Annotated in this window: 1 protein-coding gene; it reads right to left on the reverse strand. The window is 75.8% G+C overall.

Features of this window, described 5'->3' with window-relative positions:
* Positions 1-2,101 (reverse strand): MMPL family transporter (locus VR44_RS39185; RefSeq protein ID WP_045952463.1); only part of this gene is annotated, 2,101 nt, incomplete at both ends.

Raw genomic sequence — 2,101 nt, forward strand, 5'->3', positions numbered from 1 at the left:
AGGCCGGGGCGCCGGCCGGGCCGCTGTCACGGGCCAGGGCGCCCACCAGTTCCAGGCGCCCGCCAGGCGCATGAGCGCCGGTACGAGGACGCCCCGCACCAGGGTCGCGTCGAGGAGGACGCCGAGACCGGCGCCGATCCCGAAGAACTGGAGGAGGGAGACCTGCGAGGTGCCGAAGCTCAGCAGGGTGAACGCGAGCAGGGCGCCCGCGGTCGTCACGATGCCGCCGGTGCGGGCGATGCCCGAGACGATCGACGTGGGGTTGTCCTCACCCGCCTCGTGCGCCTCCTTGATGCGCGCGAGCACGAACACCTCGTAGTCCACCGAGAGCCCGAAGACGATGCAGAACAGCAGGACCGGCATCGTCGTGCTGAGCGGGCCGGGGGTGAAGCCCAGCAGACTCCGCAGATGGCCCGACTGGAAGACCCAGACCATCGCACCGAGGAGGGCCGCGAGGCTCAGGGCGTTCAGGGCGATCGCCTTCAGGGGCAGCAGCAGGCTCCGGGTGAAGCCGAGCAGCAGGGCGAAGGTGGTGAGGGCGATCAGGTACAGCGCCAGCGGGAGCCGCGCCCCCACCGTGGCCTTGGCGTCGACCAGCACCGCGCTCGGGCCGCCGACGAGGACGGACGCGCCCGCCGGGGCCGGGGTGGCGCGGACGTCGTGCACGAGCCGCTGGGCGGCGCTCGACCGGGGGTCGGCCAGCGGCACCACGGAGAGCCGCTCCGGGCCGCCGCCGACGGCATCCGCCCCGGCGGGGGCGGACTCCCGGGCGGCCTCCGGGGCGGGGGCGGGAACCGGCTCCGGCAGGCCCTGCCGGAAGCCCACCCCGGACCCGGTCACCCGGGCCACCTGCGGCAGCTGCGACAGCCGCAGGGCGTAGTCGGCCCGTTCCGACGCGGACACCGGGCCGGTCATCACCACCGTGAGCGCGCCCGCTCCCGCCGGGTCGAACTCCTCGCGCACCAGGTCGCCGGTCTGCCGGCTGGACGAGGTCACCGGCAGCGCCCGGTCGTCCGGGGTGGCGAAACCGGCGTGCGCGAACGGCGCGGCGAGCACCAGCAGCAGGCCGATCACCGGCAGCGCCGCCAGCAGCGGCCGCCGTACGACGATCCGTGCGAGCCCCTCCCACAGTCGCGAGCGGGAGCCGCTGCGGGCCCGGCGGCGCCAGGGCACGGGCCAGGCGTTGACCCGCTCGCCGAGCAGTGCCAGCAGCGCCGGCAGCACGGTCATGGCGCTGACCGCCGCGATGGCCACCACGGCGATCCCCGCATACGCGAAGGACCGCAGGAAGTACGGGGGGAAGACCAGCAGCGTCGCCAGGGCGGCGGCGACCGTCGCGGCACTGAAACCGATGGTGTGGCCGGCCGTGCGCACGGTCCGCACGGCGGCCTCGCGCGCGAGGTGTCCGGCGGCGAGCTCCTCGCGGAAGCGGGAGACGACCAGGAGGCCGTAGTCGATGCCCAGCCCCAGGCCGAGCGCGGTGGTGAGGTTCAGCGCGAACACCGAGACGTCGGTGACACCGCCCAGCAGGCTCAGCACGAGCAGCGTCCCGCCGATCGCCAGCACCCCGATCAGCAGGGGCAGCGCCGCGGCCACCACGCTGCCGAACACCAGCACCAGCAGGAGGAGGGTCCCCGGGAGGACGACGGCTTCGGCCCGCTTCAGGTCGGACTCCGAGATGTCCTGGAGCTCGGCGTCGACCACGGCCGCACCGCCGACGTGGACGGCCAGGGCCGCCGGGCCGGGGGCGCCGTCCGGGGTGCCCAGTTCCCGGGCCAGCCGCCGTGCGCGGTCGCCGAGCTGCTCCCCCTCGCCGTCGAGGTGCGCCACCAGCATGGCCGCGTGCCCGTCCCGGCCGCGCAGCTGCGCGGCACCGGGTGCCGCGGACCAGTAGGAGGTCACCCCGCTCACGTTCGGTTCGGCGGCGAGCCGCGAGGCCAGGGCCTCGCCGGCGCTGCGGGCCGGCGGGTCGTCGACGGAGCCGGTGCGGGCCCGTGCGACGAGGACCAGGTTCGGTTCGCCTCCCGCGTGCTCGGCCAGGATCCGGGCGGCGCGGCTGGACTCCGAGTGCGGGTCGTCGTACCCCTGGCTCTTCAGCCGG

The organism is Streptomyces katrae (assembly GCF_000966975.1).
GTDB classification, from domain to species: Bacteria; Actinomycetota; Actinomycetes; order Streptomycetales; family Streptomycetaceae; genus Streptomyces; species Streptomyces katrae.